Genomic DNA, 25,940 nt, shown 5'->3' with positions numbered 1-25,940 from the left:
TTACTCTTTTTCTTCGTAAACATTATCAGTATCAATAATTTTTTTACCGCGATAATAACCATCTTCAGTCATATGATGACGACGATGTGTTTCACCAGTAGTTGAATCTACAGAAAGTGTCGGCTTAGTCAAAGCATCGTGCGAACGACGCATATCACGACGTGAGCGTGATTTTTTATTTTGTTGTACGGCCATTGTATTACTCCTAAACAAATTGCATTCATAAAGCGGGAATATTAGTGTTAATTAGATAAAATTTCAATAAAATTCATTTTTTCCCACTAAAATTTGATTTATTTCACTGCTGCAATCATTAATTTCAGGATGAAATTGTGGCGCGTACAGATGTAACTCATCGATCAGTATATCTTCCAAACTCACTTGCAAATTTTCAGAAACAATACATTCATAAAGTTCCAGTATCTGCTCTGCCCTCTCATCATTACGACATACAGCAACTACAGTCATATTATCGTATGGAAAATTAAATTCGTCTAGACAACGCTGGCATTGAATAGGGAGTATGCCCTTAACATGAAGATGAATTAGATAAAAATCTTCTTTTGCTTCAACATGATAAGTAACTTCAAGCTGACAGGAAGTAGTAATGAAATTTGGTAAACGCTCACTGAGTATCACTGTCCTAGTTTGTTGACCATGTTTAACCATTTCTTGTAAGTGCAACATTATTGTCGTATCCTAAAGAGTTATATTTTTGTATAAAGTATCAAAATTGTAGCCTGGGTGCAGCGAAGCGATTGTGTGCTTCTCTTCTCCCCAGGGGGAGAAGGTGCCCGTTAGGGCGGATGAGGGATACCCTCACCCCTACCCCTCTCACACAAATGGGAGAGAGGATATGTCACAACGCTTCGCTGCACCCAGGCTACGATTTTGAAAAATAGAATATTAAGCGGTATCTCAATTTTATGAAAGCTAAAGTTATAGTTGGAATGTCTGGTGGTGTTGATTCTTCAGTTGCAGCCTGGTTATTGCAAGAAGCAGGATATCAAGTTGAAGGCTTGTTCATGAAGAACTGGGAACAAGATGATAAAGATGGGTTTTGCCCTGCAGCACAAGATCTTGCTGATGCGCAGGCCGTATGCAATCAGTTGCGTATTCCTCTGCATACAGTTAATTTTGCTGAAGAATATTGGCAAAGAGTTTTCACTCATTTCTTAAGTGAATATGAAAAAGGAAGAACCCCAAATCCTGATGTTTTATGTAATAAAGAAATCAAATTTAATGCTTTTTTAAATCATGCATTAACACTCGGAGCGGATTATATTGCAACAGGACATTATGCCAAAAATAAAATAGAAGGAGATATTGGGCTCTTATATAAAGCTAAAGATCGCGATAAAGATCAAACCTATTTTCTTCATGCAGTAGACTCTAAAGCTTTGGCTAAGACTTTGTTCCCTATAGGAGATTATACTAAACCTGAGGTTAGAGAGTTTGCTAAAAAGCTTGGTTTAGTTACCCATGCAAAAAAGGACTCAACAGGTATTTGTTTTATTGGTGAAAAACGTTTTAAGTCCTTTTTACAAGAATTTATTTTAGCGCGACCAGGCGAGATAAAAAGCACAGATGGTAAAAGTTTAGGAAAACATGACGGATTAATGTTTTACACTTTAGGTCAGAGACAAGGATTGGGAATCGGTGGTTTGCAAAATTCAACCGATGATCCTTGGTATGTGGTTGATAAAGAAGTAGCTACTAACACTTTGTATGTAGCTCAAGGAAGCCAACATCCCATGCTCTATGCGCAAGGACTGATTTGTGGTCCAATCCATTGGCTAGCTAATTGTCAGGATAATTTACCACTTACCTGTTATGCTAAAACACGATACAGGCAAGCAGAACAAGGCTGTATTATTTCACCTCCAAATGATGATCAACATTATGTAATGTTTTCAAACCCTCAAAGAGCAGTTACACCAGGGCAATATGTGGTTTTTTACGACAAAAACCAATGCCTTGGGGGTGCTACTATTGAACAAATTATTAGATGATTACGTTATAATTATATTATCTTAGAAAAAACAGTTGAGGCCCACTTTTTCTAGGAATAAACAATGGGAGTTAAAATGGCTGCAATTAATATATCCCCTACTACCAGTGACATACGTTTTTCTGTCAGTGCGGCAGATAAAGTATCTGAGCTCATAAAAGAAGAAGATAATTTGAACTTAAATCTGCGTGTCTCAATTACAGGTGGAGGCTGTTCCGGATTTCAGTATGGATTTAGTTTCGACGAAGAAATCAATGAAGATGATACTGTAGTTATCCAACAATGCTCAGATGGTGTATCTTCAGTAAAACTTCTTGTTGATTCAATGAGTTATCAATACTTGCATGATGCTGAGATTGATTATGTTCAAGGCATACAGGGCGAACAGTTTGTTATTCGTAATCCAAATGCGAAAACCACCTGTGGATGCGGTTCATCATTTAGTATTGATGATGAAGATGATTACTAAGCCGAGTTCGCTTAATGGTGACGACTTAAGGGTAGCCTGGGTGCAGCGAAGCGAAACCCGGGTTTCGGTCTTATAGACCTTCACCCAGGCTACAGAGACTACACACACTACCCTATCTTACGGTATTAATAAGGTTTAACAACGATCTTTGTTCCTATTCTAATAAAATTCTTACTTAGCCAGTAAGCATCACTAGGATGCACGCGTATACAGCCATGGCTCGCATTATAATTTGGGACTTCATAAGAACCATGTACTGCATAATATTTAGTAAAAAACATACAATAAGGCATGGGTGAGCCGCCCTTTCCTACTGGATAACGAGTAGATTTACAGCCAGGCCCTCCTTTACTCCATACAGTAAATACACCTATTGGCGTTTTACATCCTCTATGTATGTCTGGACAATATCGTCTACCTCCAGATCCTCTTCCAGTACGTACTACTTTTCCATTTGAATCAATAGCCTTCCACGTAAGTGTATTTGGATTGAAAACAAAGGTATTCGCCGAAGCCGAGGAAGAATAGAATAGAAAAATGAACAAAGGAATGAATAAAAAGTAAGCTAATGGTGATAAAATAGAACTTTGTTTTTCCATAATAATTCCTAAATATTTATCCATCGTCACCTTAATTTTAGTTTATTTTTTGACCAAAACAAATTATTTATAAGCAAGAATGAGATATTTGTTCTACTATTTAATGGAATGATTATAAAAGGTATTCAATCATGACTAAAAAATTGCATACAGCTTTCTATATTTTTTTAGGGTGTACACTTATTTCTTTCACATCAAATGCTGAAGAGACATCTACTAGTACAGCTAATCCTACTGCTACTCCTACAAGCACTACAGACACTTCCGGTACTAAATCTGACAATTCAGCAGAAATATCGAAAGATAAATGGTTAAAATCAGTGACGCCATTATTGCCTGATCTCATTTGCAAAGGATTTGAAAATGATCCTCAGCTAAAAAAACGACTTGACGACATTAAAATGAACTATGAACAGTGCATCGCAGCGATTCCAGAGAGTGTCAGTAAATGCCAACAACAACTGTATGGTAGCATTCCTGATAAAATCAATAACGACAGTGCCGCTGTTTGGGGAAAGTCGCTTGGCGAATGTATAGGTAAAGATTTTGCAATAAAATACCTAATCCCTAAAAGTTAAGTCTAAATAGCATTGGGGAGAACCGAGTTTAGATTGGGTTATTAGTTACCTATGTAGAAACTATGCCCAAATATGTTAGATCTTGAATCTTACAAATTAAGCTCAGTTCTCTTCCCAATGGTTCACTCCTGATTTTTTACTCAAAAATGCTACAAAATCTTGATGTAATTCAAGTTCTTCACTATCTGCGTGCAATACGATCGGGCTTGTCAAATTCAGCGCTGCAATTTCTTGAGCTTTGATGTTAGTATGGATTGATGTTTCTTCAACTTCCGCAAATAAACTGGTTTGACCACCGGTCATAGCCAGATAAACATATGCAAGTATCTCAGCATCCAGCAAAGCACCATGAAGTTCCCGATTGAAGTGATCTATACCAAATCGTTTGCATAAAGCATCTAAGCTGTTACGCTGTCCAGGATATTTATCACGTGCTAAAACTAAGGTATCAATAATAGTGCAATAATCTTCTAATTTTTTTTTCCATTGAATAAGTTTCAGTTCTGAATTTAAAAAACCAACATCAAAGGGCGCGTTGTGAATGATTAATTCTGCACCTTCAATAAACTGCCAAAACTCCTCAGCTTTTTCCTCAAACAGTGGTTTGTCTTGTAAAAACTCATTACTAATTCCATGAACACGAAAGGCTCCTTCATCAACCTGACGTTGTGGGTTAAGGTATACATGAAAATGTTTCCCTGTTAATTTTCTATCAAATAACTCCACACAGCCAATTTCAATAACACGATGCCCCTGCTCGTGCCCTATACCAGTAGTTTCAGTATCCAGAACAATCTGTCGCATTATTTACTCACTTAACTCTTCAATAGCCTGGTTTGCAAGAGCATCAACCAAATCATTTTCTACATGGCCAGAGTGCCCTTTTACCCAGTGCCATTTTATTTGATGGCGTGACGCCAATTCATCGAGTAATTTCCAAAGATCTGCATTTTTTACAGGTTCTTTTTTAGAGTTACGCCAACCATTTATCTTCCAATTGGCTAACCAATCGGTCATGCCTTGTCTCAAATATTGAGAATCAGTATATAAATTAACTGTACAAGGACGATTTAGGGCTTCCAAGCCTTTAATCGCAGCCATAAGCTCCATACGATTATTAGTAGTATGTATTTCTCCACCATATAAAGTTTTTTCCTGTCCTTTATAACGCAACAATACCCCCCAACCGCCAGGACCTGGGTTCCCTTTACATGCGCCATCGGTATAAATTTCAATAGTCACTTTGATCCTTAACCCCACAAATGGAAAAATGGGGTAATAAACTCCTCATTCAAAATTTTTTGCTTGATTATGGCTATATCCGGAGCAAAAAAACGATCTGTATCATAGGGAGCCACATAAGAGCGTAAGCGTTGATGAACCTCTTCTAATAATACAGATGATTTTAGAGGTTTATAAAATTCGATTCCCTGAACAGCTGCCAATAATTCAATAGCTAAAATAGTTGCGGTATTATCATTCATGTCATGTAGTCTGCGTGCAGCACTAGTCGCCATAGACACATGATCCTCTTGGTTTGCAGACGTTGGAAGACTGTCTACAGAGTGAGGATGAGCAAGCGCCTTATTTTCACTAGCGCACGCAGCAGCAGTAACATGAGCAATCATAAATCCTGAATTCAATCCGCTCTCTTTGATTAGAAAAGCGGGTAAGCTACTAAAATTTTTATCAATTAACAATGCAATACGTCGTTCAGAGCTTGCCCCTATTTCAGCAATAGCCAGGGCAAGGTTATCAGCAGCCATAGCAACAATTTCTCCATGGAAATTGCCTCCTGATATTATTTGTTCTTGCTCACTAAAAACAAGTGGATTATCAGAAATTGCATTAACTTCTACCTGTAAGGTTTCTCTTACAAATCGAATCTGGTGCAATATTGCACCCATAATTTGAGGCTGGCATCTTAAAGAGTATGGGTCTTGAACACGAGAACAGTGAAGATGAGCAGCTCGGATCTCACTTCCTGCTATTAGTTCACGGTAACATGTCGCTACATCTTGCTGAGCCTTATAACCACGTGCCTTTTGAATTCGATCATCAAATGGGACATCACTACCATTTGCAGCATCAACAGATAAAGCACCAGCAATAAGAGCAGTTTCAAACAGGCTTTCTGAAGTAAATAAGGCATTTAAGGCAATTGCAGTAGACACTTGCAGGCCATTTAGAAGGGCCAGACCCTCTTTTGCTTCCAATTCAATGGGTTTTAAACCTGCAATCTTCAACCCATCAAGCGCAGGAATTACCTCCCCTTGATAACGTACCTCACCGACGCCGAGTAAGGGTAAAGACATATGAGCTAAAGGCGCTAAATCGCCAGAAGCACCTACTGAGCCTTTAGAAGGTATGCAAGGATAAACATTATGGTTAAATAAGGAAATCAATGCCTCAATTAGCTCCAGACGAACTCCAGAGTATCCTTGCGCTAAATTATTTATTTTAAGAATTAAAATTAATCCAACAATCTCATCAGAAAGCAATTCACCTGTACCGCAAGCATGAGAAAGAACAATATTGCGTTGTAATTGTTTCAAGTTTTCATCTGAAATTGTCTGATTTGCTAATGATCCAAACCCTGTATTGATTCCGTAGACTGTTTTTTTCTCGAGAATTACTTTTTTAACCGTTTGATGTGATGCTTTAATTCGCTCAACTGCCTCTTTAGCAAGAACACAAGGCATTTGCTGATTTAAAATATGTTTAATTGATTGCAAGTTCAACTCACCTGGTTGAAGAATAAAAGACTCTTGCATTAACTATCTCCTTAAAGTAGGTTGGGTCGTTGACCCAACATGAGATCACATTCCAAATGACGATTATTAATATTGTGACTTAAAAATCCAATCTTAAGATTCCATGGGCAGCCAAAGTGCATTTTCTTTAGCGCATTTTTTTGCCAGTTCATAACCTGCATCAGCATGACGCATGACCCCCGTTGCAGGATCATTATGGAGTACTCTTGCCAAACGCTGCGCTGCCTTTTCTGTCCCATCTGCAACAATAACCACTCCTGCATGTTGGGAAAATCCCATGCCTACACCACCCCCATGATGAATACTAACCCACGTTGCACCACTTGCACAGTTTAATAAAGCGTTGAGTAAAGGCCAATCAGATACTGCATCACTACCATCCATCATCCCTTCGGTTTCACGATTGGGGCTTGCAACGGAACCTGAATCTAGATGATCACGACCTATTACTATAGGTGCTTTTACAGCACCAGTACGAACCATTTCATTAAATGCTAATGCCAAACGTGCTCGATCTTTTAGTCCAACCCAACAAATCCGCGCAGGCAAACCTTGAAATGCAATTTTTTTCTTTGCCATATCCAACCAATTATGCAAGTGCTTATTATCTGGAATTAATTTCTTAACCATTTCATCAGTAGCATATATATCTTCAGGATCCCCTGATAAGGCAACCCAGCGAAAAGGCCCGATTCCTTCACAAAATAAAGGACGTATATACGCAGGTACAAACCCTTCAAATTTAAAAGCATTCTTTTCACCTGCCTCAAAAGCCATTTGCCTTATGTTGTTGCCATAATCAAAAACAGGAATGCCTCTTTTCTGGAATTCAAGCATTGCATGAACTTGTACTGCCATAGATTTTTTTGCAGCAGCAACTACTTCATCCGGTGCTGTTTTCCGCAATTGTGTTGCTTGCTCCAAAGTCCATCCCGCAGGGAGATAACCGTTTAATGGATCATGGGCACTGGTTTGATCAGTTACCAAAGCGGGTGAAGCGCCTCGTTGAACCAATTGAGGGAAAATTTCAGCAGCATTTCCTAAAATAGCAACTGAAATTGCACTTTTTTTCTGGCACGACTCATTTATCCAGCTTAAAGCTTCTTCTAAATCGGTTGTATAACGATCTAGGTATCTGGTTTTAATACGCTTTTCTATTCGCGATTGATCACATTCTACTGCCAAGACACTGGCTCCAGCCATAGTTCCAGCTAAGGTTTGTGCTCCTCCCATACCTCCTAACCCACCTGTTAGGATCCACCGTCCTTCCAGGTTGCCTGCATAATGTTTACGAGCAGCAGCAACAAAAGTTTCATAGGTTCCTTGCACAATACCCTGTGAACCGATGTAAATCCAGCTCCCAGCGGTCATCTGTCCATACATCATTAAACCTTTTTTGTCTAACTCATTAAAATGTTCCCAGGTTGCCCACCGAGGAACTAAATTGGAATTAGCAATAAGTACCCGAGGTGCATCCTCATGAGTTGTAAAAACACCTACAGGTTTTCCCGATTGAATCAATAATGTTTGTTGATCATTTAAAGTCTTGAGTACTTCTACAATTTTGTTGAAGCAGTCCCAATTACGAGCAGCCTTTCCCAAGCCACCATAAACAATTAGAGAATCAGGGTCTTCTGCCACATCTGGATCAAGATTATTGCACAACATGCGAAGTGCTGCCTCAGTAAGCCAACTTTTTGCTTGTTTTTCGCTGCCGTGGTTTGCTCTAATTATTTGCTTTGTCGTGTATTCTTCCATTAAGAATGCTCCGTAATAAACTAAAAATAGAAGCATCATACACCAGACCTATTACAGCGCCTAGATACAATTTAAGTATTAAAAATTTAGAAAAAAAATGAATAATTCTTATGGATATTTTTTGTAATAAATTTCTTAGAGTAAACCTCAAGCCCTGAATCCATTGTGACCATTATGAACACACATTGTCTATTATTACTCAAGGATCTATGGTATACTTCGGCTTACGTCAACTAACCGCGTAAGTACAGTGCATACCAAATCCGAAAAACATCCCAAGTCACTCCGTATTTTTTTCGCTACTGAAATGTGGGAACGATATGGTTTTTATGTAGTTCAATCCCTCTTAGCACTTTATTTAGCCTTACATTTTAAATGGCCTGATAAACAAATTTATGCCTTAGTGGGTTCATTTACTGCATTAACTTATCTATCTCCAGTAGTAGGAGGTTGGATAGCAGACAAATTAATAGGTCAAAAAAGGGCTGTTCTACTTGGTGCCATTGTACTCTTTATAAGTTACTGTATTTTATCACTGGTGGATAATACTACCGTTCTTACTGCCTCACTGGCTGGAATTGCTGTGGGAACTGGCTTATTGAAGCCAAACATCTCTTCGCTGTTGGGAAATGAATATCTTACGGGTTCTGCGCGTCGTGAGAGTGGTTTTACCATTTTTTATATGGGGATTACCACCGGTATTATTTTAGGTACCACTATACCGAGTATTCTAAATGAGTACTTTGGTTGGATAGCCTCATTCACAAGTGCTGCGATTGGTATGGTTATCGCTTTTTTTGTATTTTTTTATGGAATCAAAAAATATAATATTAAAGATTATAATCCCTTTGTTTTTCAATATAAAAAAATCATTACTGCCATTGTGCTCATGATATTTTTATGGGCTCTATCTTTTTATATTCTCAATTTTCCCCACTTAGCTGATATTATTTTTGGTCTTGTTGTCTTGTTTTCAGCCGGTTATATTTTGTATGCAGTCAATCGAGAAAATGCGAATCAATCAAGACAGACTCTAGTCATTGGCTTATTGTGTATCATTTCAGTAGTATTCTGGTCCTTTTACTTTCAAATGTTTATGTCTTTAACTCTGTTTATTTCACGAGTTGTTGAACCGACATTTAGTGGTATTCAATTCCCGCCACCATATTACGTGACCATTCAAAGTATTGGCATGCTTATTATCGGTTATTTTCTGGCCAAGAAAAATCCAAAGCTGAACCTAATCGAACGTGGCTTAAGTATCGGGAAAAAGTTTCTATTGGCTATATTTATCATTACTGCTGCCTATGCTGTAATTGCATTAGTTAGTAATTTTACTGATAAAAATTCCTTAATTTCCCCACTTTTGATAATCCCAGCTTATTTAATGTTTTCATTGGCTGAGCTTCTCTTATCTCCGGTTGGATTATCCGCTATTACACTTTTAGCGGATAAAAATAAGGTAAGTACTTTGATGGGGATCTTTTTTGTTTCTTTAGGAATAGGTGGATTTTTATCAGGTAAGCTTGCCTCATTAACTGCAATTCCTTCAGGTGAAACAAACATTGCTGTATTAAAAACGCTTTATGCGGCTGCTTTTGCTCAACAACTAGGAATATTGTTTGTTGCTGCTTTATGCTGTTTGGTTCTATTCGCAGTAATTAAATTTTTATTAACTCATGTTCGTATAACAGAATAAACATATTTTGGGTGGAATAAAGCATACTTATAGACTTTTTTGTTTCACCCCAAAAATAAGATAATGTTTATAAGATATATTTTTTATAATTCAAGAAATTATTTAGAAACGAACCATACTATTGGCTTCAACCCTTTTTATATAGTGAAAATACTGCTATTATTCAGCGCTTTTTATAAATGATTGCTTACATATGTCAGATCAAAATCCAATATTAGCAAAACTATTAAAACTGCTTGATGACAATCAAGCAATTGACGTTAAAGTAATTGATGTTCGCAAGCAAACAACAATTACAGACTATATGATTATTGCTTCAGGGCGTGCATCTCGCCATGTCAAAGCAATTGCACAAAAAATAATGGAAGATATGAAGGCTTCCGGGACCCCTGCTATGAATTGCACTGGTTTAGAAACCGGTGATTGGGTTCTTATCGACTTTAACGACTTCATAGTTCACGTCATGCAACCTGAGTACAGACAATACTATAATCTAGAAGGTCTATGGGAAGAACATCCAAAAGAATAAGTATTTTGATTGATCCATTATGTTAAAAATCACAATCATTACTTTAGGTAATAAAATGCCTGATTGGGTTACTCAAGGATCGAATGAGTACGCCAAACGATTTAATGATGGTATTCAGCTAAAAATAATTGAGATACCTCTAATTCGTCGCAGCAAGTCATCGGACTTATCACGGATTTTGGAAAAAGAGTCTGCTTTAATTAAAGAGGCTTTACCTAATAATGCACGAATTATTGCTTTAGAAATTGAAGGTAAGGCATTTAGTAGCGAAGAATTAGCCCTTAAAATATCCCAGTTGAACCAGACTACCAGCCACCTCTGCTTTTTAATCGGTGGCCCCGAAGGACTGTCACAAGACATTCTAAAATTATGTGACGAGCGATGGTCTTTATCAAAACTCACTCTTCCTCATCCTTTAGTACGTATTATTTTGCTGGAAACTTTATATAGAGCCTGGTCTATTATTAACAATCACCCATATCATAAATAGTAAGTGAGTAATTGTGATAATTGCAGCCTAGTGTATTGTAGCCTGGGTGACGCGCAGCGAAACCCGGGATCAGATGTTCGCTCATATTCATAACCCCGGGTTTCGCTGCGCGTCACCCGGGCTACAATACTAGTAAACCATCTAATTTTAAGTTACTATGCTGTCTTTTTGGGTCCAGCTTAACTGACTGTGCGTCCATGAGTCTAAATCAATCTTTTAAAAATTATCGTACAGAATCCCAGCAACAACTTTTTAGAATTAATTTGCTGGTAGCTTTTCTTATTATTTTATCTTTAATTCTTGTTTTAAGACTCGCATTTCTGCAAATATCTGAATTCAAAAAATATCAAACACTCTCATTAAAAAATCAAATGAGCATTATTCCTATCGCACCACCTAGAGGAGTAATTCTTGATAGAAATGGAGTATTACTTGCCGAAAATATTCCCGTCTATGTTCTAGAAATTATCCCCGAACATGTTAAAAACATAGATCAAACATTAATCGAATTACAAAAACTAATTCCTTCAATCTCTGAAGAAGATATAAAAAACTTCAAACGGACTCGAAAACAAAACCGCTCCTTTGTACCCATACCAATTAAATTAAAATTAACTCAAGAGGAAGTGGCGCTTTTTGCCATCAATCAATACCATTTTCCCGGTGTAAGTATAAAAGCGCGCCTGATGCGCCATTACCCTCTAGGTGAGTTGACAGCACATGTTTTGGGTTATGTAGGTAGAATCAATGTTGAGGAATTAAAAGCAGTCGATCCAACGAATTATCGTGCTACAAACTTTATTGGCAAGGCAGGCATCGAAAAATATTATGAAGATGTACTCCATGGCAAAGTTGGATACCAAATGGTAGAAACTGACGTCAGTGGGCGAACACTTAGAGTCGTTGATAAAATCAATCCTCGTTCAGGAGCAAAACTCTATTTAAGTATTGATGTCAGACTACAGCAAGCAGCTTACGAAGCTCTAAAAGACAAACGAGGTGCCGTTGTCGTGATTAATTCCAAAAACGGAGAGGTCTTAGCGATGGTAAGTTCTCCTAGTTTTGATCCTAATATTTTTGTTGGTGGGGTTAGTTCTAAAGAATATAAAAAACTATCAAATACATTACAAAGACCTCTGTTTAATCGTGCAGTAAGAGGTGTATACCCACCCGCCTCAACAATTAAGCCATTTGTTGGTTTAGCAGGTTTGGATAAAGGCTTTATCACGACAGCTACAACCATTTATGACCCAGGCCGATATAAACTTCCCACTGCAAGCCATATCTACAGAGATTGGAAAAAAACAGGACATGGAATGATTAATTTTAAACGAGCGATCACTGTTTCTTGTGATACCTATTTTTATCAATTAGGAAATAAAATGGGTATTTCCAATATTGAAGACATGCTTGTTAAATTTGGTTTAGGCCATTTGAGCCATATTGATCTTTATGAAGAAGCTTCAGGTATTGTGCCCAGCCTGCGGTGGAAAAAACAAACTAAAGGTGTGCCTTGGTATCCTGGTGATACTTTAATTTCCTCTATAGGCCAAGGTTTCATGCTGGCTACACCACTACAAATGGCTAATGCAACAGCATCCCTAAGCCAACATGGGCAACGTTTTAGACCTCATTTATTAACGAAAACCGTAAACAGCGACAGTGGCGAAGTGAAACACTATAAACCTGTTGAAGAGTATCCCCTTTACCTTAAAGATGAAGCAAACTGGGATATTGTTGCGGATGCAATGCATAGTGTATTAACCAGTAACGAAGGTACTGGTTATCGCTTTGGACGCAATCCTCCCTATCCAGTCGCGGGAAAAACTGGGACTGCACAAGTATTTAGTGGAAGACAATATGAAAAAGCAAAATATGAGGACATCCCTGAAGCATTACGCGATAACTCTTTATTTATTGCATTTACCCCAGTTGAAGAACCAGAAATTGCACTTGCGGTTGTTGTAGAGAATGATGTTGCAGCTTCAACAGTCGCCCGCAAAGTACTCGATACTTACTATCAACTTTATCCGATGAAAACTCATGAACAGAAGACACAGTAAACCCGTTTATCGTTTTACCACAAAATCACTCCATTTAGATTTTCCTTTATTGGGGTTATTGCTTGTATTAATCGGTTTTGGCCTTTTGATATTATACAGTGCCTCCAGTGCCAATGCAGGTATAATTTTACGTCAATCCATGAGACTCATTTTTGCATCGCTCATCATGATTGTGCTTGGTTTTATTCCACCTCATAAATACAAAATATGGACTCCATGGATCTATAGTGTAGGGTTAACTTTATTAATTGCTGTAATGCTCATGGGAAAAATTGGGAAAGGAGCTCAACGCTGGCTTGAACTGGGCTTATTTCGCTTTCAACCTTCTGAAATCATGAAGCTAGCCGTCCCTATGATGGCTGCATGGTACTTTGACCGACAAGCACGTCCGAGTAGTTTTAAATCTCTTATTATTGCAGGACTCATTATCTGTGCTCCCGCCTTGCTTATTGCTAAGCAACCTGACTTAGGGACTGCAATTATGGTCGCTGCTGCTGGCCTATGTGTTGTATTTTTAGCGGGAATTCGATTTAAAGTTATTTTGTTACTTATACTTCTGGTAGGAGCTACGATTCCAGTTGTTTGGCATGTGATGCATGATTATCAAAAGCAACGAGTTTATACACTACTTGATCCTGAACAAGATCCATTAGGATCTGGATATCATATCATCCAGTCTAAAATTGCCATTGGCTCAGGCGGTCTTGCAGGAAAAGGCTGGCTACAGGGAAGCCAATCCCATCTTAACTTTTTACCTGAACATGCTACAGATTTTATCTTTGCAGTTACGAGTGAAGAATTTGGATTCGCAGGTGGATTCGCCATCATTGCACTGATTGTTTTAATTTCACTTAGAAGTCTGAATATCGCCTCAAATGCACAAACGACTTATACTCGTCTCTTAGCCGCAAGCCTTGCCATGTCATTCTTCATGTCCGGTTTTGTTAATATTGGCATGGTTATGGGAATTATCCCTGTCGTTGGCATTCCCTTGCCTTTAGTCAGTTACGGAGGTACTGCAATGGTTACCTTTTTAGCGAGTTTCGGAATTTTAATGTCCATTAGCTCACATAAGATTTTATTCAATAGCCTGAATTGATAATAACTGGGGTAACTTTGTAGCTTTATAGCCTGGGTGCAGCGCAGCGGAACCCGGGATCGAGTGGACTTCCTCAGCTTAGAAAACTCAGGTTCCGCTGCGCTGCACCCAGGCTACATTTATTTAAATCAAAGCAATACAGCAACAGATTCAAAGCTTCGACGATGAATAATACATGGACCAAGTCGATTTAATGCTTCCCTATGCGTCACTGTCGCATATCCTTTATGTTCAGCAAACCCATATCCGGGATAAATCGCATCAAGCGCTGTCATTTCCGCATCTCGGAATACTTTTGCGAGAATGGAAGCGGCACTAATTTCAGGGATCAAGTTATCGCCTTGCACAATTGCCTTACAGGGAATACTTAATTTTGGGAGGTGTAAGCCATCAACCAATACCTGATCGGGTTGGATTGGTAACGCTTCAACTGCTCGTTGCATCGCCAGCAACGTAGCATGATGTATATTCAGAGTATCGATTTCATCGACTTCTGCTCTACCAAATGCATAAGCGATGGCCTGTTTCTTTATTTGTTCAGCCAGCAATTCGCGTTTTTTCGCAGTTAATTTTTTTGAGTCAGCAAGACCATCTATAGGCTTTTTTAAAATAACTGCTGCAGTAACAACTGCACCTGCCAAGGGACCACGTCCTACTTCGTCTACTCCAGCTATAAGCATAATATTTTTCTCATTATTTAAAATCAGTATAGTCATGGGCTTTAATGTTGGCTAATAATACTCTTATAAAATTGATTTATCATCCAGGAAATGCGATCATTCGCACAAATAATTAGCATATAAACATAATGAGCAGAATTCGTTGCGCAGTAATTGGGGTAGGTTATTTAGGTAGATTTCATGCCCAAAAATATAAACTCCTTCCAAACGCCGAGTTAATTGGGGTTTGTGACCTGAATCAGAAGGCATTAGAAGCAGTATCACAAGAATTGCATGTTCCAGGCTATAGCGATTATCGTGACTTATTTGACAAAGTGGATGCAGTAAGTATTGCCGCTACGACTAATAAGCATTTTGATATCGCCAAAGCGTTTTTGGAACATGGCATACATGTGTTAATTGAAAAGCCAATTACTGAAACAATAGCTCAGGCGGAAGAACTAATTCATCTTGCCAAGAAAAACCATGTAAAATTGCAAGTAGGTCATCTCGAGCGCTTTAACTCCGCACGATTGGCTTTAGATGAATATTTAGATACACCTTTATTCATCCAATCAGAGCGTTTAGCTCCATTTAGCCCTCGTGGTGCAGATGTTAATGTGATTCTCGATATTATGATTCATGACATCGATTTAATTCAGAATATTGTAAAAAGTCCCATTGCCTCAATCCAAGCCCATGGAGCACCAGTAATTACTGATGCAATCGATATTGCCAATGCCCATATTACGTTTGCCAACCAATGTGTTGCCAGTATTACAGCGAGTAGAGTGAGCTTTAAAACCGAACGCAAGACAAGAATCTTTCAATCTAATTCATATCTTTCAATCGATTATCAGAACAAAAAATTTGCAGTTTTTAAAAAAGGAAATGGCGAACTATTTCCCGGTATTCCTGATATCATTCGTGATGAAAAAGAATTTGACAAAGGAGATGCCTTGTTAGAAGAAATAAAATCGTTCATCCGATGCATTGAGGACGACAGCATACCAATGGTTACCGGTGAAGATGGCCGTCTCGCACTTGAAACAGCAGAGGCAATTACGTCGCTCATTCAGAATAATTTAATTGAACGTCATGCAAAACTCTAAACGTGTTGTTATAATTGCTGGTGAAGAATCAGGTGATGTTCACGCATCGGTCCTAATTCGTCAATTAAAAGCGACCTACCCTGATATAGAGATTAGCGGGATTGGTGGTCAACATATGCAAGAAGCCGGAGCACAGATAATTTCTGATTTAGCACGCTTTGGTGTCACAGGGCTTACCGCAGTTATTCGTCACCTCAATGTAATTCGTAAGGCATTTGTCACCATTAAAAAACATTTAAACCAACAAAAACCGGATTTATTGATTCTAGTAGATTACCCAGGTTTTAATTTGAGGCTGGCTAAATACGCAAAACAAAAATTAGGTATTAAAATTCTTTATTATATAAGCCCCCAAATTTGGGCTTGGAAAGCAAATCGTATTCATCTAATAAAAAAATGCGTTGACCGCATGGCCGTTATTTTGCCGTTTGAAAAAACTTTATACGAAAAAGCAGAAGTTCCAGTAAATTTTGTTGGGCATCCTTTAGTAGAGAAAATAACCTCTGTAGACAACAGTCAATCTCAACGTACAGCGTTGGGACTTCCTCAAGACGCAAATATTTTTGCTCTTCTTCCTGGAAGTCGTACTAATGAAATTAAATATCATATGCCCATACTGCGCGATACTGCTCAAATTTTGCAGCAACGCTATCCTAACTTGCATTTTGTAATTCCTGTTGCAGATACAATTAATCCAGAAACAATTAAACATTATTTTTCTGATATGAATTTACCGATCAGCTTTGTGCAAGGTAAGGCAATAAACTGTATGGCTGCCGCGGATTTTATCATTGTTTCCTCGGGTACCGCCTCTCTTGAGTGTGCGTTATTAGAAAAGCCTATGTGTATTATTTATAGGTCTTCTTTTCTTTCCTACGTATTGGCAATGAGGTTTATCAGAGTAAAATTTTTTGGTCTGTGCAATCTCTTAGCAAATCGAATGATTGTTCCAGAATTTTTACAATATGATTGCAATGCTTATGAATTAACTCGCTATATTGATCATTTTTATAATGATCCAGACCAGCCTACAAAAATGATTTCGCAATTAACTAAGGTAAAAAATTCATTGTCCTCTGAAAAATCCGATCGCTCATTATTTAGTCTTGTGGTGAATGAATTGCTCGAAAATAATGCATAGTTTTCTCTTAAAAATATAGAATATCAATTATCCTTCATGTACAATTAATTTTGCTTTCATTTTAAATGTTAGCAATTGGAATGTGTGATTTAATTAATAATAAGGAAGTTAAGATGACTGTCATTGAAACACCTGATACTACTCTAAGCATGACTAAACAAGACCAAGGTCTTCAAGATTTAGTCTACAATTTAGTCACTCGTTTTCTTGCTGAAAACAAGACTAAAAACATCGATGATCTTTACGACATGATATTATCTGAGGTTGAGCCTCCATTACTGCAAGCAGTTATGGAAAAACGTCGTGGCAATCAACTACAAGCTGCTAAGATGCTGGGTATTAGCCGTGGCACCATCCGTAAGAAACTCCAAAGATATTTTGGAACTAAATATTTTCGTTTAACTGATGAGTAATAAATTTTAATTCAGAAATTAGGGTCTGTTTACAACCCCACTTCTGTTTAAAAAGGCTCGATATTCGAGCCTTTTTTTTGCAGTAGATAAACCAGATTTTAAGGATTTGTAAATGAAAAAAATAATATACTTAACCCCTCTAATTGGCCTACTGTTAGCTTCTTGCGTGACTGATAAACCTGATGTAATCACAGATGATGCAGGTAACAAGCATTATACAACCCCCTATCAAGATGATAAACGTGGTCGCAAAGTTTTTCCTATGAAACGAGACGTCCAAGGGAAAAAACTCTTTGTTTTTGATCCAAAAGCTGATGCGTGGGCAGCTTATGATGCCCAAGGAAACAGAGTTATGACAGGTAGTGCCTCAGGTGGAATGGATTATTGTGATGACATTCACGAATCATGTAGAACAGTTACAGGAACCTACCATGTATTCAATAAAAAAGGAGCTGACTGTAAATCCAATGAATATCCTATTGCCCGCGATGGCCATGTAGTTGGCGGCGCTAAAATGCCTTATTGCATGCATTTCCATGATGGTTATGCAATTCATGCGGCCTATGAAGTTCCTAAATACAACAGCAGCCATGGTTGCATCCGAGTTTTACCCGGCGCAGCAAAATGGCTGAATGAGAATTTCATTGATGTAGGAACAACCGTATTAGTACTTCCATACGCTTAGTCATCGAATCTCGATCCCTAAAGTGATCCTGGAAAAATGTTTATTTTCCAGGTCATTTTCATTTTTTTATAAGGATAATTGAGTATGTCACTATCAAAACTGAATATTAACGCTTTAGTCGAGCAACTTACAGATTCATTTATTGTTCATGCCAATTATTCTGAACTACGCGATTCATGTATTCTTATGTCCCCGATTTCTTCTGTAACCAACGATGTTGAAAGACGGCTTGAGCTGCGCCTTAAAATGGAACAACCAGAGGCTTCATTACAATTAACATTAGATACGTGTAAAAAACAACTACAGCACGACTTGAATGAAGAAAAAGATGATCTAAGAGAAGAACTAAACGATTCAGAAACATCGAAGCGATTATTATTTAATCTAAGTTCCACTCAAGAAAAAATTAGAGCCGTTGATCAAGAGATGCGGGAGTTAAGCCTTCAAATTGAAGAAATTAAAACACGCATTGCGTTGCAAGAAAAAGCCCGTAATAAAATTGATGAGGAATCAACTCAACATCAAAATACACACTCCCATGGAGCCCATACTCATCCCGAGCAGAATCCCAAAACAACTCACGCTCATCCCGAGCTCGTTGATCAGCAAGCCAAAACAGTTCATGAACATTCAGGACACACTGAACAGCATGCTAAAACAACTCACACTCATTCTGAGTCTGATCAACATTTAAAAACAACTCATACTCATCAAGAAAAATCGCATCACGGTCACCAAGAATCAGATCCCATATTGCTAAAAAGAAGGCTTGAGGCTCAACTGGAGTTACTCAAAAGCAGCTCATCAACAGGGCATAAAAAACATAATGAATATGAAACTCAACTGAAATTAGTACTTGAAAAAATAGAACAAAGAAAACTCCGAGCTTTGGAGCGAGAAACAAGAGCTAGAGCTCGTTTAACTAATGATCCAGATTTATTGCAACTTTCACAGAGCAACCTCAATTTATTGAATGAAGCCATTTCAAGAAAGCATAAGGAACTGCAAAAAAAACAACAACAATTAATGCAAACAACTCTTGCAATCAGTTATCAAACTTATCTGGACCGACTTGAAATTTATTTACAATCAGTGACACCTCTCTCTTACCAAGAAAACACTTCGCTTAAACAAATTATTATTTTGATCCGCAGCCATCTTTCAACTAAAAGAGAAGAAAATAAGGTAACTTTAGAACGAAATGAAGCTGCTCTTAGGAAAGAACAAGCAATAGAAGAAAAGCGTCAAAAGGAAAATATGCTTGCTCATATTCAAAAATCAAATCCGGAGCTCACGTCACTAAATGTAGCGTTAAAAGAACAAAATCAACAATTAGCACAAACCATCGAAGAGCAACATAGCTATAGAAATAGTCTTTTAAAAATAGGACTATTTTTTCTTCTTTTTACTGGTGGGGCTGCCGGAACAGGGATAGCAATCGAAGGAGAATTGATTGCTTTAACGTCCCTGCTTTTAGCTCCTGCTGCTGTGCTTGGTGTTATCACCTTGAGCCTTTTCATTGCAGCATTGGTTTATACAATCAAAAACAGTATGGATAACAATCAATTAAACAAAAACCAAACAACAATGGAAGATAACCAATCAACAATTGAGCGGCAAAATAGCGAGCTGACTTCACTTGTAAATGATCTAATTCCTTTAATAAACGAGCAAATCAGTAACGCCGAAAATAATCTCATTGCACTCGATAAACGCATCAATGAATTACATCAACTGGCTGAACTCCAACTTAACATGGCAAAACTTGTAACCGTTAAACCAACAAGTGAGCAATCATTTTTCGTTGAGCAAATGCCCCAAGATACTCACCAAACTTTAGCCCCACCTTCAGCTCCACTTATGGAAGAAAATATAGATAAAAGTGATGCGTTTTCCTATAGCTAAATTGTATTGTTGGTCGTAGCCTAGGTGAAGCAAAGCGTAACCCGGGTTATAAAAAAATCCGGGTCACGAAAAATTGTTTACACTGCAGATGAAACGAGTAACTTATTGATTCGATTTACAAAATCTGCAGGATTATCTAATTGACCACCCTCAGCTAAAACAGCTTGTTCAAACAACATGGTGACCCATAATTCAAATAAATCATCATCTTGAATATCATGTAAGCGTTTAATTAATGCATGGTCAGGGTTAATTTCAAAAACAGGCTTGCTTGCAGGTACTTGTTGACCAGCTGCTTGTAGAATACGTTGCATTTCCAAACCCATATCTTGCTCATCAGCAACAACACAAGCGGGTGAATCAGTCAACCTGTTTGTCACTAGTACATCCTTAACTTGTGTATCCAAGACTTGCTTGATATGTTTCAACAAAGGCTCAAGTGTTTTTTCTTGCTCTTTTATTTGTTCAGTTGACTCATCATTTAATTCCACTTTACCCTTGGAAATTGACTGCAGTTTCTTTCCTGCATATTCACTCAAATAACCAACTAACCACTCATCAACCTTGTCGCTGAGTAATAAGACTTCAATCCCTTTTTTCCTAAAGATTTCTAAATGAGGGCTATTCTTAGCCGCATTGTAGCTGGACGCAGTAATATAATAAATCTTATCCTGGCCTTCTTTCATACGACTTACATACTCGTCTAAAGTTACTTCTTGTTTCTCAGAGTCATTTGCAGTTGTCGCAAAACGCAATAATTTGGCAATCGCTTCTTTATTGGTAAAATCCTCAATTGGCCCTTCTTTTAAAACTAATCCAAATTCATTCCAAAACTTTTGGTACGTTTCTTTATCTTGAGTACTCATTTTTTCAAGCATGGATAAAACACGTTTTGTACAAGCAGAACGTATACTCTCAACTTGCTTGTTATCTTGTAAAATTTCTCGAGACACATTAAGCGGCAAATCACTCGCATCAACAATACCTTTTACAAAGCGCAAGTAGCGGGGTAAAAATTGGGTGGCATCGTCCATAATAAAAACACGTTTTACATAAAGTTTTAAGCCATGTTTTACTTCATGTTGCCACAAATCAAACGGCGCATGAGCAGGAATATAAAGTAAAGAAATATAATCATTCTTACCTTCAACATGGTTATGTGACCAAATGAGCGGATCCTGAAAATCATGCGAAATGTGCTTATAGAGTTGTTTGTAGTCCTCATCAGAAATATCTGATTTTTGCATCGTCCATAATGCAGTTGCCTTATTTACAGTTTCATATTCGTTTGATTCTTTATCATCCTGAGAAATTTTCTTCATCTCGATAGGCCAGCAAATGTGATCGGAATATTTGCTGATAATACTTCGTAAGCGCCAATTACTTAGGAATTCATCGTTATCGTCTCTGATATGTAAAGTGATTTCAGTACCACGAGTTGCTTTATTTTCAGAACCAATGGTAAATTCTCCTTCACCATTAGATTCCCAAATGATTCCATCTTCAGGCTTCATGCCTGCTCGTCGGCTTTTAACAGTTACTTTATCCGCTACAATAAACGCTGAATAAAAACCTACACCAAATTGCCCAATTAACTGAGAATCTTTTGCACTTTCACCCGTCAAATGACTCATAAACTCTCTGGTGCCAGATTTTGCAATGGTTCCTAAATTCTCAACCGCTTCATCCCAAGTTAAACCAACGCCATTATCTTTAATAGTTATTGTTTTTAGCTTCTCATTAACATCAATAATAATTTTTAAATCAGAATCATTTTCATAGAGTGTACCGTTTGATAAGGCCAAAAATCTCAATTTATCTAATGCATCCGAAGCATTAGAAATTAACTCACGTAAAAATATTTCCTTGTTGCTATAAAGCGAATGCACTACCAAATGCAACATTTGCTTTACTTCTGTTTGAAAGCCCATAGTTTGTTGCTTATTCGACATTACCTAATCTCCTGTTACTCATTTTTCTGATTGATGTTTTTCATATAGGGTTTACTTAATAAATTTCAAGGGGGAAATGCAATGAAATTATCATTCAGCTATATATAATTAAATCCAGGCATGGTTAAAGTACCTCCGGAATGAATGATTAAGACATTGCCCTTTAAGCGCTGAGTTTCAATGTATTTTCTTGATTCATAAAATAGTTTTGCGGCGTAGATTGGATCAGCCAAAATACCTTCTTCCCGAGCCATACGCCTTACTTCTTTTTTAATGGTTTGATTTACCGAACCAAAAGCTTTTGCGGTAGTTGGATAAAGACATAGAAAATTCTGTGGAATAAAGCCAATCCATTGTTGTAATTTACTTCGAAATATTGATTCGTTATCAGCAAGTAACAATACATGAACTTGCGCTGAATGATTTAATCGATTCAATCCATTGATAAGACCTGCAGCAGAAAAACCTGTCCCCGCATCAATAAAAATATGTTGAAATTTAAAACCTAAACTTTGTTCATTTAAAATAATATCATCAGCAAGGGTCAATGCCCCACTCATAGCCTCCACAACGCTTGCCCCCTCCTGCAAAACAAATCCTGGGGCTTTTAGTGTAAGCAGATAGTTATACGCCAATTCATTAACGCTTGCCCATTTATCACGACTAATCCAAACAATTTCTTGCTCGTCTAGAAAGAGACGACTTAATTTATAATTTCCATGGAGTTCTAATTTCCAGGGTTCAATCAAAAAAGCAGTAATTTTTAGCTTAAACTCTCTGGCTAACTGTAGCGCGGCAAGTAAATTATTGGATTGTGGTCCAGCAATAACAATTAAGTGTTTAATTCCCTGGTCAATTAAAAAAGGAAAAAGACTGGCGTATTTACGCAATTTTGATCCACTAATACCACATCCTAATTCATCATCCCGCTTAACATAACAATTCACTTCATGATTGGGAAAATGATTTAAACTGTGTACACGACTCGATAAATTCCACATAGAAAATAGAATAAATTATACATGTAGCCTGGGTGCAGCGCAGCAAAACCCGGGAAACTCTATTTGAAAAAAAATCCCGGGTTTCGCTGCGCTGCACCCAGGCTACAAATAAAAATCAGTGTGTATCTCTTATAAAATCAAGATGCTGATCCGTTGAGGACGGCGCATGAAATTTATAACCTAATTCATTAAATTGCTTAAGCTGTGCCAAATCATCAAATTGATTTTGCATAAGAAATTTTGTCATCGTTCCTCGAGCTTTTTTAGCATGAATGCCAATCATTTTCAGTTGAGCATTCTTCTTCTCATAAAAATTGATTGTAACGATTGGATAATTTAATTTTTCCTCATCCACTACTTTAAAATATTCCGTAGATGCAAGATTAATCAAGACTGGATTTTTCTGCATTGCTAATTGTTGATTAAGCGACTGAGTCACTGTTTCTTGCCAAAAATCATATAGATTTTTACCAGAAGGATTCTCTAACCGTACTCCCATTTCAAGCCTATAAGGCTGAATGCTATCCAGAGGTTTCAATAAACCATAAAGCCCAGATAATATTCGCAAGTGATTTTGTGAGTAATCCACATTCTTTTGCTCCCAGGTTGCGGCTTTTAAACCCTGGTACACATCTCCCTGAAATAAAAATAAAGCTGGGTATGAATGCGGCAGCGCTTTTTCATCTAAATCAAAAGCTTGATAACGCTTGTAGTTTAATTCAGCCAAATCTTGAGACAAATCCATCAAGGCAGCTATGTCGTTAACTGATTTTTTTTTCATCAGTTTAACAAGAATTTTCGTTTTATCCGTAAATAGAGGCTGAGACGTAGTGCCGACATACGGTTTGGAAATATCTAATAATTTTTTAGCTGGCGATAATAAAATTAACATAATTAATTTTCCCTAGAAATATAGCGTCTGTTTACAATTCGCTATTTAGGCCAAGAGAGTACCGTTGTAAACAGACACTAATGTGCTCCACGAGTACCAGGAACCATACCTACCCGTGGTCTAAAAACATAAATAGTTATAGAATCGCTTGTTTCGATCACATTTCCATCTGCATCCAAAATTTGAACTGCCAAAGTATGGGTTCCCCGATACATACCACTTATTTCAAACACAGGGTTTCTTTGAGGCTCACCAAGAACACCGTTATCGTATATCAGTTGCAACTTATCTCCAGGAAATAAATCAGGCTCTACTTCTACAGTCACTGCAACAAACCCCTGATTATTACGAATCGTTGTACTCGTTTCAGGCTGAACAATCGCTAATTTAGTATAAGTATGCTTTAACTTTTCTGTGTGATTATCATGTTGTGGTGGTCTTGAAGTATTTGAAGGAGTTGGTGATGAAAAACTTTGTGCATCAGGAATCGTTATTACCTGAGCTCCCTTATGAGGAGTATCACTGAAATGAACATTTCCCTGACTGTCAGTCCATTTGTAAATTTGCGCATAAGCATAAGATGCGCAAATTACCATCATCAATGATAGAGAAACAAAAAATTTATTCATCACCATTTATTCCTAAAGGCTATAATATAACTCAAACTCATAAGGATGAGTCAGACTTCTGATTTTGCTAATTTCCTTTTTCTTCATACTGATGTAGTTATTAATGAAATCTTGGGTAAATACATCACCTTGTAATAAGAAATCATAATCCATTTCCAGATTTTCCATAGCTTGTTCCAAAGAAGCACATACTGTAGGTACATCAACAAGCTCCTCTGGTGGTAAATCATAGAGATCTTTATCCATTGCATGGCCTGGATGAATTTTTCGTTGAATACCATCCAATCCCGCCATCATCATAGCAGAAAATGCTAAGTATGGGTTTGCTGTAGGATCGGGGAAACGTACCTCAATACGACGCGCTTTAGGATTGTTCACATGAGGAATACGAATTGCGGCAGAACGGTTTCTTGCTGAATAAGCCAATAAGACTGGAGCTTCAAAACCAGGTACTAACCGTTTGTAACTGTTGGTCGATGGGTTAGTAAACGCGTTTAAAGCACGCGCATGCTTGATAATTCCACCGATATAATAAAGCGCTGTTTCCGAAAGACCTGCATATTGATCTCCAGAAAACAGATTCACCCCGTCTTTAGTTAATGATTGATGGCAATGCATACCACTTCCATTATCACCAACTAGAGGCTTAGGCATAAAGGTAGCTGTTTTTCCATAATTATGGGCTACGTTATGAACTACATATTTTAAAATCAGCAATTCATCTGCTTTTTTAGTCAAAGTATTAAATCGAGTAGCAATCTCACATTGGTTTGCCGTAGCAACTTCATGATGGTGTGCTTCAACTACCATTCCCAATGATTCAAGAGTTAAAGACATTGCAGAACGCAGATCATGCGAAGAATCTACTGGAGGAACAGGAAAATACCCTCCTTTTATTGCTGGTCGATGACCGATATTACCCCCTTCTAACGCTTTTCCTGAATACCATTGAGCTTCTTCTGAATCGATTTTATAAAAAGCACCACCTATGGTTGTTTCCCATTGCACGCTATCAAAAACAAAAAACTCTGGCTCAGGTCCAAAAAGGCAGGTATCTGCAATACCAGTAGATTGTAAATAAGCTTCAGCTCGTAAAGCCAGTGATCTGGGGCAACGCTCATAGCCCATCATGGTTTTTGGGTCAACTACGTTGCATCGAATAAATAATGTATTGTCTTGAAAAAAAGGATCCAGCTTAATTGTTTCCATATCTGGTATTAAAGCCAAATCAGACTGATGTATTTTTTGCCATCCCTCAAAGGATGATCCATCAATCATTTTTCCATTTTCAACAAAATCGTCATCCACAGCTGAAACTGGAATGGTGATATGCTGTTCTTTTCCGCGAATGTCTGTAAAACGCAGATCAATTAATTTGGCATCATGTTCCTTAATCGCCTCAAGTACTGTATTTTTGCTCATTATGGTTCTCCAGGATAGTCTGGGTATATAGTGTACCTTAAGTGACTTATTAATCCCAAT

At 37.7% G+C, this 25,940-nt stretch carries 26 protein-coding genes; 13 read left to right on the top strand and 13 right to left on the bottom strand.

Translation table 11 applies throughout. The features are described from left to right. Entirely contained in the window at positions 1 to 195 is a 195-nt protein-coding gene (gene rpmF, locus Lstg_RS09780; RefSeq protein ID WP_058477475.1) for a 50S ribosomal protein L32, read from the bottom strand. A gap of 63 nt (positions 196 to 258) precedes the next feature. Next, on the bottom strand, positions 259 to 687 hold the full coding sequence (locus tag Lstg_RS09775; RefSeq protein WP_058477474.1) for a YceD family protein: 429 nt from the start codon (positions 685 to 687) through the stop codon (positions 259 to 261). 239 nt (positions 688 to 926) lie between these two features. On the opposite strand from Lstg_RS09775, the gene mnmA reads away from it, so the two are divergent. Together mnmA and erpA are read left to right on the top strand one after the other, a co-directional pair. Beyond that, complete coding sequence (gene mnmA, locus Lstg_RS09770) at positions 927 to 2,012, top strand: tRNA 2-thiouridine(34) synthase MnmA (RefSeq protein WP_058477473.1); 1,086 nt, start codon at positions 927 to 929, stop codon at positions 2,010 to 2,012. A 75-nt stretch (positions 2,013 to 2,087) separates the two neighbouring features. Then, positions 2,088 to 2,480, top strand: a complete 393-nt coding sequence (gene erpA, locus Lstg_RS09765) for an iron-sulfur cluster insertion protein ErpA (RefSeq protein ID WP_058477688.1) — start codon at positions 2,088 to 2,090, stop codon at positions 2,478 to 2,480. Positions 2,481 to 2,605: 125 nt separating this feature from the next. On the opposite strand, the gene Lstg_RS09760 is transcribed toward erpA, so the two are convergent. Next, positions 2,606 to 3,079 (bottom strand): L,D-transpeptidase, encoded by a 474-nt coding sequence (locus Lstg_RS09760; RefSeq protein WP_058477687.1) that lies wholly within the window; start codon positions 3,077 to 3,079, stop codon positions 2,606 to 2,608. 131 nt (positions 3,080 to 3,210) lie between these two features. On the opposite strand from Lstg_RS09760, the gene Lstg_RS09755 reads away from it, so the two are divergent. Continuing rightward, a complete protein-coding gene (locus Lstg_RS09755; protein ID WP_058477472.1) occupies positions 3,211 to 3,657 on the top strand; it encodes a hypothetical protein in 447 nt (148 codons plus the stop codon). Between the two features lie 102 nt (positions 3,658 to 3,759). On the opposite strand, the gene dnaQ is transcribed toward Lstg_RS09755, so the two are convergent. From dnaQ to hutU, 4 genes are all read right to left on the bottom strand, one after another. After that, the gene (gene dnaQ, locus Lstg_RS09750; RefSeq protein WP_058477471.1) at positions 3,760 to 4,461 is read right to left on the bottom strand and encodes a DNA polymerase III subunit epsilon; all 702 of its coding nucleotides are present in this window, start codon (positions 4,459 to 4,461) and stop codon (positions 3,760 to 3,762) included. A gap of 3 nt (positions 4,462 to 4,464) precedes the next feature. Continuing rightward, entirely contained in the window at positions 4,465 to 4,899 is a 435-nt protein-coding gene (gene rnhA, locus Lstg_RS09745) for a ribonuclease HI (protein WP_058477470.1), read from the bottom strand. Positions 4,900 to 4,907: 8 nt separating this feature from the next. Then, positions 4,908 to 6,431: a histidine ammonia-lyase gene (hutH, locus tag Lstg_RS09740; RefSeq protein WP_058477469.1), complete on the bottom strand. Its 1,524-nt coding sequence runs from the start codon at positions 6,429 to 6,431 to the stop codon at positions 4,908 to 4,910. Between the two features lie 93 nt (positions 6,432 to 6,524). Then, a complete protein-coding gene (gene hutU, locus Lstg_RS09735) occupies positions 6,525 to 8,189 on the bottom strand; it encodes a urocanate hydratase (RefSeq protein ID WP_058477468.1) in 1,665 nt (554 codons plus the stop codon). A gap of 250 nt (positions 8,190 to 8,439) precedes the next feature. Here hutU and Lstg_RS09730 point away from each other — a divergent pair, with 250 nt between their 5' ends. From Lstg_RS09730 to rodA, 5 genes are all read left to right on the top strand, one after another. Next, complete coding sequence (locus tag Lstg_RS09730; protein ID WP_082650824.1) at positions 8,440 to 9,888, top strand: peptide MFS transporter; 1,449 nt, start codon at positions 8,440 to 8,442, stop codon at positions 9,886 to 9,888. A gap of 193 nt (positions 9,889 to 10,081) precedes the next feature. Further along, positions 10,082 to 10,417, top strand: coding sequence for a ribosome silencing factor (rsfS, locus tag Lstg_RS09725; protein ID WP_058477466.1), 336 nt, complete (start codon positions 10,082 to 10,084; stop codon positions 10,415 to 10,417). A 19-nt stretch (positions 10,418 to 10,436) separates the two neighbouring features. Further along, positions 10,437 to 10,907, top strand: a complete 471-nt coding sequence (gene rlmH, locus Lstg_RS09720; protein WP_058477465.1) for a 23S rRNA (pseudouridine(1915)-N(3))-methyltransferase RlmH — start codon at positions 10,437 to 10,439, stop codon at positions 10,905 to 10,907. Positions 10,908 to 11,104: 197 nt separating this feature from the next. Beyond that, positions 11,105 to 12,970, top strand: a complete 1,866-nt coding sequence (gene mrdA, locus Lstg_RS09715; protein WP_058477464.1) for a penicillin-binding protein 2 — start codon at positions 11,105 to 11,107, stop codon at positions 12,968 to 12,970. Continuing rightward, entirely contained in the window at positions 12,951 to 14,069 is a 1,119-nt protein-coding gene (gene rodA, locus Lstg_RS09710; protein ID WP_058477463.1) for a rod shape-determining protein RodA, read from the top strand. Before mrdA ends, rodA begins: the two co-directional genes overlap by 20 nt. 128 nt (positions 14,070 to 14,197) lie before the next feature. Here rodA and rnhB read toward each other — a convergent pair whose 3' ends face one another. Then, entirely contained in the window at positions 14,198 to 14,749 is a 552-nt protein-coding gene (gene rnhB / locus Lstg_RS09705; protein ID WP_058477462.1) for a ribonuclease HII, read from the bottom strand. A gap of 128 nt (positions 14,750 to 14,877) precedes the next feature. Here rnhB and Lstg_RS09700 point away from each other — a divergent pair, with 128 nt between their 5' ends. The 5 genes from Lstg_RS09700 to Lstg_RS09680 all read left to right on the top strand — a co-directional run bounded on the left by Lstg_RS09700 (position 14,878) and on the right by Lstg_RS09680 (position 19,984). After that, positions 14,878 to 15,840 (top strand): Gfo/Idh/MocA family protein, encoded by a 963-nt coding sequence (locus tag Lstg_RS09700; RefSeq protein ID WP_058477461.1) that lies wholly within the window; start codon positions 14,878 to 14,880, stop codon positions 15,838 to 15,840. Then, positions 15,827 to 16,981, top strand: a complete 1,155-nt coding sequence (lpxB, locus tag Lstg_RS09695) for a lipid-A-disaccharide synthase (protein ID WP_058477460.1) — start codon at positions 15,827 to 15,829, stop codon at positions 16,979 to 16,981. The genes Lstg_RS09700 and lpxB overlap by 14 nt, the downstream gene beginning before the upstream one ends. Before the next feature lie 113 nt (positions 16,982 to 17,094). Beyond that, positions 17,095 to 17,394: a helix-turn-helix domain-containing protein gene (locus tag Lstg_RS09690; protein ID WP_028380363.1), complete on the top strand. Its 300-nt coding sequence runs from the start codon at positions 17,095 to 17,097 to the stop codon at positions 17,392 to 17,394. A 112-nt stretch (positions 17,395 to 17,506) separates the two neighbouring features. Further along, positions 17,507 to 18,079: a L,D-transpeptidase gene (locus Lstg_RS09685; protein ID WP_058477459.1), complete on the top strand. Its 573-nt coding sequence runs from the start codon at positions 17,507 to 17,509 to the stop codon at positions 18,077 to 18,079. An 84-nt stretch (positions 18,080 to 18,163) separates the two neighbouring features. After that, positions 18,164 to 19,984: a hypothetical protein gene (locus Lstg_RS09680; protein WP_058477458.1), complete on the top strand. Its 1,821-nt coding sequence runs from the start codon at positions 18,164 to 18,166 to the stop codon at positions 19,982 to 19,984. A gap of 77 nt (positions 19,985 to 20,061) precedes the next feature. Here Lstg_RS09680 and htpG read toward each other — a convergent pair whose 3' ends face one another. The 5 genes from htpG to glnA all read right to left on the bottom strand — a co-directional run bounded on the left by htpG (position 20,062) and on the right by glnA (position 25,880). Further along, complete coding sequence (gene htpG / locus Lstg_RS09675; RefSeq protein WP_058477457.1) at positions 20,062 to 21,936, bottom strand: molecular chaperone HtpG; 1,875 nt, start codon at positions 21,934 to 21,936, stop codon at positions 20,062 to 20,064. Between the two features lie 98 nt (positions 21,937 to 22,034). After that, positions 22,035 to 22,937 carry a pyridoxal-phosphate dependent enzyme gene (locus Lstg_RS09670; RefSeq protein ID WP_058477456.1) on the bottom strand — a complete coding sequence of 301 codons (903 nt, stop codon included), beginning with the start codon at positions 22,935 to 22,937 and terminating at the stop codon, positions 22,035 to 22,037. Between the two features lie 115 nt (positions 22,938 to 23,052). Continuing rightward, complete coding sequence (gene yaaA / locus Lstg_RS09665) at positions 23,053 to 23,829, bottom strand: peroxide stress protein YaaA (RefSeq protein ID WP_058477455.1); 777 nt, start codon at positions 23,827 to 23,829, stop codon at positions 23,053 to 23,055. 77 nt (positions 23,830 to 23,906) lie between these two features. Beyond that, positions 23,907 to 24,458, bottom strand: a complete 552-nt coding sequence (locus tag Lstg_RS09660) for a DUF4124 domain-containing protein (RefSeq protein WP_058477454.1) — start codon at positions 24,456 to 24,458, stop codon at positions 23,907 to 23,909. Positions 24,459 to 24,470: 12 nt separating this feature from the next. Next, entirely contained in the window at positions 24,471 to 25,880 is a 1,410-nt protein-coding gene (gene glnA, locus Lstg_RS09655) for a type I glutamate--ammonia ligase (protein WP_058477453.1), read from the bottom strand. Positions 25,881 to 25,940: the final 60 nt, after the last annotated feature.

The organism is Legionella steigerwaltii, from assembly GCF_001468065.1.
Classification (GTDB): Bacteria; Pseudomonadota; Gammaproteobacteria; order Legionellales; family Legionellaceae; genus Legionella; species Legionella steigerwaltii.
Note: the sequence above shows the minus strand (reverse complement) of the source record. Positions and strands in the feature narration are given on the sequence as shown.

Coding starts and splice junctions, on each gene's coding strand:
- dnaQ (WP_058477471.1), bottom strand. CDS start 4,461: ATGCGACAGATTGTTCTGGATACTGAAACTACTGGTATAGGGCACGAG.
- Lstg_RS09670 (WP_058477456.1), bottom strand. CDS start 22,937: ATGTGGAATTTATCGAGTCGTGTACACAGTTTAAATCATTTTCCCAAT.
- rodA (WP_058477463.1), top strand. CDS start 12,951: ATGAACAGAAGACACAGTAAACCCGTTTATCGTTTTACCACAAAATCA.
- Lstg_RS09755 (WP_058477472.1), top strand. CDS start 3,211: ATGACTAAAAAATTGCATACAGCTTTCTATATTTTTTTAGGGTGTACA.
- rlmH (WP_058477465.1), top strand. CDS start 10,437: ATGTTAAAAATCACAATCATTACTTTAGGTAATAAAATGCCTGATTGG.
- rnhB (WP_058477462.1), bottom strand. CDS start 14,749: ATGCTTATAGCTGGAGTAGACGAAGTAGGACGTGGTCCCTTGGCAGGT.
- Lstg_RS09660 (WP_058477454.1), bottom strand. CDS start 24,458: ATGAATAAATTTTTTGTTTCTCTATCATTGATGATGGTAATTTGCGCA.
- rsfS (WP_058477466.1), top strand. CDS start 10,082: ATGTCAGATCAAAATCCAATATTAGCAAAACTATTAAAACTGCTTGAT.
- rpmF (WP_058477475.1), bottom strand. CDS start 195: ATGGCCGTACAACAAAATAAAAAATCACGCTCACGTCGTGATATGCGT.
- Lstg_RS09680 (WP_058477458.1), top strand. CDS start 18,164: ATGTCACTATCAAAACTGAATATTAACGCTTTAGTCGAGCAACTTACA.
- hutH (WP_058477469.1), bottom strand. CDS start 6,431: ATGCAAGAGTCTTTTATTCTTCAACCAGGTGAGTTGAACTTGCAATCA.
- Lstg_RS09760 (WP_058477687.1), bottom strand. CDS start 3,079: ATGGAAAAACAAAGTTCTATTTTATCACCATTAGCTTACTTTTTATTC.
- mnmA (WP_058477473.1), top strand. CDS start 927: ATGAAAGCTAAAGTTATAGTTGGAATGTCTGGTGGTGTTGATTCTTCA.
- yaaA (WP_058477455.1), bottom strand. CDS start 23,829: ATGTTAATTTTATTATCGCCAGCTAAAAAATTATTAGATATTTCCAAA.
- Lstg_RS09775 (WP_058477474.1), bottom strand. CDS start 687: ATGTTGCACTTACAAGAAATGGTTAAACATGGTCAACAAACTAGGACA.
- Lstg_RS09685 (WP_058477459.1), top strand. CDS start 17,507: ATGAAAAAAATAATATACTTAACCCCTCTAATTGGCCTACTGTTAGCT.
- Lstg_RS09690 (WP_028380363.1), top strand. CDS start 17,095: ATGACTGTCATTGAAACACCTGATACTACTCTAAGCATGACTAAACAA.
- glnA (WP_058477453.1), bottom strand. CDS start 25,880: ATGAGCAAAAATACAGTACTTGAGGCGATTAAGGAACATGATGCCAAA.
- htpG (WP_058477457.1), bottom strand. CDS start 21,936: ATGTCGAATAAGCAACAAACTATGGGCTTTCAAACAGAAGTAAAGCAA.
- Lstg_RS09700 (WP_058477461.1), top strand. CDS start 14,878: ATGAGCAGAATTCGTTGCGCAGTAATTGGGGTAGGTTATTTAGGTAGA.
- erpA (WP_058477688.1), top strand. CDS start 2,088: ATGGCTGCAATTAATATATCCCCTACTACCAGTGACATACGTTTTTCT.
- lpxB (WP_058477460.1), top strand. CDS start 15,827: ATGCAAAACTCTAAACGTGTTGTTATAATTGCTGGTGAAGAATCAGGT.
- mrdA (WP_058477464.1), top strand. CDS start 11,105: ATGAGTCTAAATCAATCTTTTAAAAATTATCGTACAGAATCCCAGCAA.
- hutU (WP_058477468.1), bottom strand. CDS start 8,189: ATGGAAGAATACACGACAAAGCAAATAATTAGAGCAAACCACGGCAGC.